This is a genomic window from Phenylobacterium ferrooxidans (assembly GCF_042714595.1).
GTDB lineage: Bacteria > Pseudomonadota > Alphaproteobacteria > Caulobacterales > Caulobacteraceae > Phenylobacterium > Phenylobacterium ferrooxidans.
Genome location: NZ_JAOTJD010000034.1, coordinates 45,692 through 53,139 on the forward strand (window position 1 = coordinate 45,692; position 7,448 = coordinate 53,139).

At 70.2% G+C, this 7,448-nt stretch carries 6 protein-coding genes; 5 read left to right on the plus strand and 1 reads right to left on the minus strand.

Annotated features, from left to right (window positions below; genetic code table 11):
• The first annotated feature begins 34 nt into the window (after positions 1-34).
• Positions 35-1,720, plus strand: coding sequence for a bifunctional lysylphosphatidylglycerol flippase/synthetase MprF (locus OCL97_RS16455; RefSeq protein ID WP_304700746.1), 1,686 nt, complete (start codon positions 35-37; stop codon positions 1,718-1,720).
• On the opposite strand, the gene OCL97_RS16460 is transcribed toward OCL97_RS16455, so the two are convergent.
• Positions 1,704-1,895 (minus strand): hypothetical protein, encoded by a 192-nt coding sequence (locus OCL97_RS16460; RefSeq protein ID WP_370689262.1) that lies wholly within the window; start codon positions 1,893-1,895, stop codon positions 1,704-1,706. The genes OCL97_RS16455 and OCL97_RS16460 overlap by 17 nt on opposite strands.
• Before the next feature lie 227 nt (positions 1,896-2,122).
• On the opposite strand from OCL97_RS16460, the gene OCL97_RS16465 reads away from it, so the two are divergent.
• Genes OCL97_RS16465 through OCL97_RS16480 form a run of 4 tightly spaced genes read left to right on the plus strand, consistent with a single transcriptional unit; the run spans position 2,123 to position 7,375 of the window.
• Positions 2,123-5,188: a peptidoglycan-binding protein gene (locus tag OCL97_RS16465; protein WP_407072824.1), complete on the plus strand. Its 3,066-nt coding sequence runs from the start codon at positions 2,123-2,125 to the stop codon at positions 5,186-5,188.
• Between the two features lie 26 nt (positions 5,189-5,214).
• Entirely contained in the window at positions 5,215-6,135 is a 921-nt protein-coding gene (locus OCL97_RS16470) for a sulfite exporter TauE/SafE family protein (protein ID WP_304700740.1), read from the plus strand.
• A complete protein-coding gene (locus OCL97_RS16475) occupies positions 6,135-6,917 on the plus strand; it encodes a TIGR02186 family protein (RefSeq protein ID WP_377370948.1) in 783 nt (260 codons plus the stop codon). Before OCL97_RS16470 ends, OCL97_RS16475 begins: the two co-directional genes overlap by 1 nt.
• 8 nt (positions 6,918-6,925) lie before the next feature.
• Positions 6,926-7,375 (plus strand): DUF3429 domain-containing protein, encoded by a 450-nt coding sequence (locus OCL97_RS16480; RefSeq protein WP_304700736.1) that lies wholly within the window; start codon positions 6,926-6,928, stop codon positions 7,373-7,375.
• Positions 7,376-7,448 lie beyond the last annotated feature (73 nt).

Sequence of the window (7,448 nt, forward strand, 5' to 3'; positions counted from 1 at the left end):
GGCGGCTGGGCCTTCGGCGACGCACGGACCGCATATGAGATTTTGGCGAGAACTGAAGCCGGCGGCCCTTGCGGTCGCCCCCGTCCTTGGCGCGGTCCTGACCCTGGCGGCCGGCGTCATGTTGGTGGCCTCGGGCGCCACGCCTTCGGTCCCCGACCGCTTCCTGCGCCTCTACGAGATGACACCGGTCTATCTGATCGAGGTCAGCCACTTCCTCTCGTCCATCCTGGGGCTGACCCTGGTCATGCTGGCCTTCGGATTGCGCTCCCGGCTCGACGCCGCCTGGGGCGCGACCATAGGGGCCCTGCTGCTGGCCGCCTCGCTCTCGCTGCTGAAGGGCTTTGTCTGGGAAGACACGGCGCTGCTGGTGACCTTGGCCTTCGCGCTGCTGCCGTTCCGCAAGGCCTTCCCGCGGACGGCGCGACTGTCGCGTATGGAGATCACGCCGGGCTGGCTGGCCTCGGCCTTCGCCGCCCTGGTGGGGGCGGGACTGCTGGGCCTCTGGTCCTTTGAGCATGCCGACTACGCCGACCAGCCCTTCTGGCGGATGATGGTGGACGCCGACGCCGCCCGATCGATCCGCGCCTGGGCCGGGGCCGCCCTGGCCCTCTTCGCCTTCGGCCTGTGGCGGATGCTGGCGACCGCGGCCACGCCGCCGGTGGTGGGAGAGGCCGACCGTGACTTCCAGCGCGTACGCCACATCCTGGCCAATGCGGAGGTGGCCGAGCCCGGCTCCAACGTCGCCCTGCTGGGGGACAAGCGGTTCCTGTTCTCGGCCAGCGGCGAGAGCTTTCTGATGTTCGGGGTGCGGGGGCGCTCCTGGATCGCGCTCGGGGCGCCGGTCGGCCGCCGCGACGAGCAACTGGAGCTGCTGTGGCGGTTCCGGGAACTGGCCGACGCCCATGCCGCTCGGCCGGGCATCTATGGGATTGGCGCCGACCACCTGCCCGACGTGGTGGAGCTGGGCTTCTCGATCCAGAAGGTGGGGGAGGCGGCCGCCGTCCCCCTCGAGACCTTCCGCATCGAGGGCACCAAGCGCGGCAATCTGCGCCGCGCCTGGCGCAAGGCCGGCGAGGAGGGCGCGACCTTCGAGGTCATCCCGCCGCACCAGATCAGCGACCTCGTCCCCACCCTGGCCAAGATATCCGACGCCTGGCTGGCCGAGCACGCCGGCGGCGAGAAGGGGTTTTCCATGGGTGGGTTCTATCCCGGCTATGTTTCGGAATTCCCCGTGGCCGTGGTTCGGTTCGAGGGCGCCGTGGTGGCCTTCGCAACCCTCTGGATCACGGCGGCCAAGACCTCCTTCTCCATGGACCTGATGCGCTACGCCCCCGCCGCGCCCAAGCGCATCATGGACTACCTGTTCGTCGAGTTGATCGAATGGGGCCGGGCCCAGGGCTACAAGGCCGTGGAGTTCGGCATGGCCCCCCTGGCGGGGCTGGAGGATCGCCCATTGGCGCCGGTGATGTCCCGGGTCGGCAACCTGTTCTTCGAGCACGCCGAGGAGATCTATAACTTCCAGGGCGTGCGCACCTACAAGGACAAGTACGACCCGCTCTGGCAGCCCCGCTACATCGCCGCCCCGCGCAAATGGGCCATCCCCCTGCTGCTGGCCGATGTGGGCCTGTTGTCCTCGGGCGGGGTGGCGGGTCTCGCCAAGCGGCCGAAGAAGGCCGAGAGCCCGGAAGCGCCGTCGCAGACGGTCAGCGCCCCGTCTTGACGCCCAGCAGGTTCACCAGGTGAACCAGCAGGATCAGCACCGCCGCCGCCGCTGTCACCATGATCAGCCGGTAGGGCGCCATGCGCACCCCTTTCAGCGGATTGGGCGGTTGGGCGCCGCGCCAGCCGGCGAAGACGGCGACGGCCAGGAAGGCGGCGATCAAGCCGAGGGTCACGGAGAGCGTCATGCGCGACGGCGTAGCGCACGTGCGATCAGCCCGCAAAGCCGATCGGATTCTTGACTGTCTCCCATTCGCAAGAGCCGTTCCCGCCTGGGTTCACGGACGATCCGGATCATCCACAGCCAATCGCCCCAGACGCTACATCTTGCGTTAACCCCGCGTTTACACCCCAAGGATCGGTGGATAGCGTCTGAGGTCAGTCCTGCGGAGAACGATTCGGTATGAGCTCGGGGACGCCATGGAGCGTCAAAGGGATCGACCCAAAAGCCCGGGAGGTCGCCAAGGACCTCGCTCGGCGCTCCGGCATGACTCTGGGTGAATGGCTGAACCGCATGATCCTCGAGGACGAGGGTCCGGAGGAAGTCACCTCGGAAACCTATTTCACGGAGCGGGCGGTCGACGACGCGCCGGAAGCCCGGCCCGAGGCCTTCCTCGACCGGCCGCCTCGGGAGGTGATCTACGAAGCGCCGTTGCGTCACGATGCGCCCCGCGCCGAGACGCCACGGCCCATGGCCCCGCCCCGCGCGCCGGAGGCCGCCCAACGCTACGAGGCGCCCGAGCATCCCGCCGACGAGATTGGCCGGGTCACCCTGGCGCTCGACCGCCTGACCGACCGTATCGAGCATTCCGAAGGCCGCGCTGGCCTGGCCATCAGCGCCGTGGAGCATTCGGTCCGCGACGCCCTGTCCCGCATCGAGATCGCCGAGCGCGAGAACGTCGCCGTGGCGGCCCGCTTCGAAGGCGCGGTGGACGAGGCTCGCACCGAGCAGGCCCGCTTGGCGGAACGCGTCCGGCGCGTGGAAAGTGAAGCCGCCGGCCCGCGCTCGGCCGAGGCGCTGCGCGCCCTGGAGCAGGCGCTCGGCAAGGTGGCCAACCACCTCTACGAAGGCGAGGCCCGCACCCGCGAGACCCTGGGCGCCCTGCGTGAGCGGGTGGATGAGGTCCAGGCCCATGGCGGCGGCGGGGACCCCACCGCCCTCATAGAGGAGGTGGTCAGCCGCGTGGGCGACCGCCTGGCCGATGCCGAGTCGCGCACGGCCGCGGCCATGGAGGGGCTGAAGGACGCCTTCTCCACCGTAGACGGCCGGTTGCGCGCGGTGGAGGGCGGCGCCTCGCCGGCCCTCGACCGGCGCCTGGAACAGCTCGCCGCCAATCTCAGCAGCCGGGTCGACGCCGCGCGCGGCGAGATCGCCCAGAAGCTCCAGGTGTCCGCGGAAGGCCGCTTCGACCGCATGGAGCGCAAGCTGGCCGAGATGAGCGATCACGTCCGGCTGGCCGAGCAGCGCTCCGCCCAGGCGATCGAGAAAATGGGCCGGGAGGTGCTGACCGTGGCCGACAACCTCAACCGCCGCGTCCAGTCCACCGAACACCGCAGCGCTGACGCGATTGAACAGGTGGGCGGCGAAGTGGCCCGCATCGCCCAGGCGATGGAGAGCAAGCTGGGCCGTACCGACAGTGTCCATGCCGAGGCCCTGGAGCGTCTGGGCGCCGAGATCGGCCGTATCACCGAGAAGCTCTCCGAACGCATCGCCAACGCCGAGCGCCGTTCGGCGCAGGCGATCGACGATGTCGGCGAGCAGGTGGCCCGGGTCACCGAGCGCATGAACCAGCGCAGCGAACGCGCCTCCGACGACCTCGTCGAGCGTATCCGCCAGAGCGAGGAGCGCACCGCACGCATGCTGGAGGAGGCGCGCGAGAAGATCGATGCGCGCCTGGGCGAGTCCCACCGCCGGCTGTCGGAACAGGTGGCGGCTGCGCCGATCGTGCGCGCCCCGGCCGTCGTCCCGGAGCTTCTCTCCCCCTTCGGCCCCGACCCGTTCCCGAGCTTCGGCCCGGCCGAGGGCGCCGCTGATCCTCTGGCCCGCCAGGCCTTCGCCCCGCCGGAGACCGGTCCCGACGCCCCGGACGGCTTCCCGGGCCAACCCTTCTCCGGCGAGCCTGAGCGCCCGGCGTTCGACGCCGAGGACTTCGAGGCCGCCGACGGCTTCGCTCCCATTGGCGAGCACGAGGAAGAGGCTGCCCTCGAGGCGGCCTATGAGCCCCCGGTGAGCTCCAACACCGTCGTGGCTCCGCCCGAGCCCGGCCGGCCGCTGTCCACTCGCGAAGTGATCGAGCAGGCCCGCGCCGCCGCCCGCGCCTCGACGCCGAACGACGCCAAGGGCCGCAAGGCCAAGGAACCCAAGGAGAAGAAGGCCAAGCCGGAGAAGGCCGCCAAGGAACCGGGGACGTCACTGTTCGCCGGCTTCGGCGCGCGGCCCAAGCGACGGGCCGGCTCCTCGCTGCAGACCGCCCTACTGGTGGTGGGCGGCGCGGCCTGCCTCAGCCTGGCCACCGCGAGCTTCATGCTGATGGACGGCAAGCCCGGTGGCGCGCCGCCCAAGCGGGTGGCCGATGCGCTGGCCGCCATGAACGCCGGCAAGTCTGAGGAGATCATGGGGGCGGAGGCCGACACGACCCCCTTCGGCGACGGCCCCCGGGTCGCCATCGCGCTCTCGCCCCAGCCTATCGCGCCCGGAACGCCCCTCGCGGCGGACCTGGCCCAGCGCTTCGCGACCGCCGCTTCGGCGGTGGAGACCAAGCAGGCCGGCGGACTCGACCAACTCAAGGCGGTGGCCAACCAGGGCCACGCCCCGGCCCAGTTCTATCTCGCCAAGCTCTATGAGAGCGGCTCGGGCGGGGTGAAGAAGGACCTCGTCGAGGCCCGCCGCTGGACCGAGCGCGCCGCCGAGGGCGGTGATCCCAAGGCCATGCACAACCTGGGCATCTCCTACATCTCCGGTTCGGGCGGTCCGAAGAACTCCACCACCGCGGCGCAGTGGTTCCGTCGCGCCGCCGACCTTGGCCTGGTGGACAGCCAGTACAACCTGGCCGCCCTCTATGAGCAGGGGCTGGGGGTCAGCCAGAACGCGGCGGAGTCCTACAAGTGGTACCTGGTCGCCGCCCGCACCGGCGACGGCGAGGCCCGCTCCAGCGCTCAGCGCGTGGCCGCCGGCCTGTCGACCGACGCCCGCACCGTGGCCGAGCGCACGGCGGCGGCGTTCCGCGCCAACACACCCAATCCCTCCGTCGCCCCGGCCACCGCCCTGGCGGCCACCCCGGCCTCCCCGACCGTGATCACCGCCCAACGGGCCCTCTCGCGTCTGGGCTACTACCAGGGCCCGACCGACGGCAGCGCCTCGGGCGCCCTCAAACTGGCCGTCGCCGCCTATCAGCGTGATCAGGGCATGCAGGCCACCGGCCAACTCGACCCTTCGACGGTTTCCAAGCTTTCCGTCTTCACGCGGTGACACGTCAGGCGCCATAAGAGGCGACCTTGGACCTCTATCTTCCCATCGCCGAAGTCTCGGTGAACGCACCGCTCCTGGTGGCGCTGGGCGCGCTCGTCGGCTTCATTTCCGGACTGTTCGGTATCGGCGGCGGTTTCCTGATGACGCCTGTCCTGGTGCTGATGGGCATCCCGCCGGCGGTGGCGGTGGCCAGCATGGCCAACCACGTGGCGGCCTCCTCGACCTCCAGCGTCATCTCCTACACCCGCAAGCGCGCCGTGGACTTCCGCATGGGCGGGGTGCTGGCGGGCGGCGGTGTCGTGGGCGCCATCGTGGGCGTGGAGCTGTTCCGCTGGCTGCGGCTGCTGGGTCAGGCCGACCTGGTGGTGGCGCTTTCCTATCTGGTCTTCCTGGGGGTGATCGGCGGCCTGATGCTGGTGGAGTCCCTGCAGTCGATCCTGCGGCGGCGCAGCGGCCAGCCGCCCAAGCCCCGCAAGGAGCGCCGCCCGCCCTGGCTTTACGGCCTGCCGCTGAAGATGCGCTTCCCGCGCTCGCGGCTCTATATCAGCGTCATCCCGCCCGTCCTGCTGGGGGTCTTCGTCGGCGTGCTCTCGGCGGTCATGGGCGTGGGCGGCGGCTTCATCCTGGTCCCGGCGATGATCTACATCCTGCGCATGCCCGCCGGGGTCGTCGTCGGCACCAGCCTCTTCCAGATCATCATCACCACCTCCCTGACTGGGGTGCTGCAGGCTGGCCGCAACCAGACCGTCGATATCGTCCTGGCGACCCTGCTGCTGGTGGGGGGCGTGCTCGGCGCGCAGCTCGGCGCCAAGGCCTCCTCGCGCTTCCGGGCCGAGGAGCTGCGCGCCCTGCTGGCCCTGATCGTCCTGCTGGTGGGCCTGCGCATGGGGCTTGGTCTGTTCTTCACCCCTGACGAGCCCTTCGTGCTGATGACGGGGATGGGCTGATGGCGCTCGAGATCCCCAGCCCCACCGCCCCGCAGCTCACCGCCTCGCCGGCCGCGGTCTCCGCCGCGCTCACCACGACGGAAGTCCGCGTGACCTCCAGCTTCCGGGGCGCGCACATCGTGCTCTATGGCGCGGTGTTCGATCCGACCACCAAGCCCAGCGACGTGGTGGTCATCGTCCGGGGCCCCGAGCACCCGATCCGGATCGCCCGCAAGACCAAGGTGGCCGGGCTCTGGGTCAACAGCCGGCCGGTGGTGTTCCGTGGCGCGCCTGGCTTCTACATGACCGCCTCGACCCGGCCGCTGCAGGATATCGCCGGCTTCGGGACCCTGCGCCGCCTGGGCGCCGGCATCGATCACCTGGCCATCAACGCCCCCTTCGAGCAGCGCACCGAGACCCGCTACGGCGTCCGCGACGTCGTGGTCAGCCGGCTGGGGGGTGACTATCTGGACTGGCGGCGCGCCGTCATCCGCCTGAAGGAGAACGCCGGCCTCTACGACGCTGACGACAAGGGGGTGACCTTCGTCGACAAGGACCTGTTCAAGGCCGAGATCGACCTGCCCACCAAGGCGCCGATCGGGACCTACCAGGCCGAGATCATCCTCTTCCAGGACGGTCAGCCGGTCTCGCGAAAGGTCCGAACCCTGACGGTGGAGAAGGCCGGGATCGAGCGGACCCTTTACCTCTTCGCCCATCATAGCCCATGGTTGTACGGCTTGGTGTCGATGGCCCTGGCGCTCGGCGCGGGCTGGGCCGCCTCACTTGTCTTCCGGAGGAACTGACGCCTGTGATGGACGCCGAGGCCTCCGCCCCCAAGCCGATGTGGGTCCTGGCCCTGATCGGCCTGGCCGCCTTCCCTGTGTCGGCCACCCTCTACGCCTATGGCCCGCCCGGCTGGTCGGAACACGCCCTCAGCGTGCTGCTGGCCTGGTCGGCGATCATGCTGGGCTTCCTGGGCGGCATCCGCTGGGGTCTGGAGAGCAGCCGGGAACAGCCGCGCTGGTCCAGGCTGGCCGGCTCGATCATCTCGCCGATCGCGGGCTTCGCCCTGCTGGTCGCGCGCGGTGACATTCCAACCTCCTGGATCATCACCGGCCTGATGGCCGCCTTCATCATCCAGTGGCTGTTTGATCACTCGGCGCCCGATGTGCCGACGCGATATCCGCGGCTGATGACGGTCCTGACCCTGGGGGCCGCGGTCTCCCTGGCCATGGCCCTGGAACAGGCGATGGCGCTCTAGAGCGGGCCGCGTTTTGACGGAATCGGGATTCCCAAATCAGGGCTGATCTGATTCATCCTCTCTGCTGGAGGAG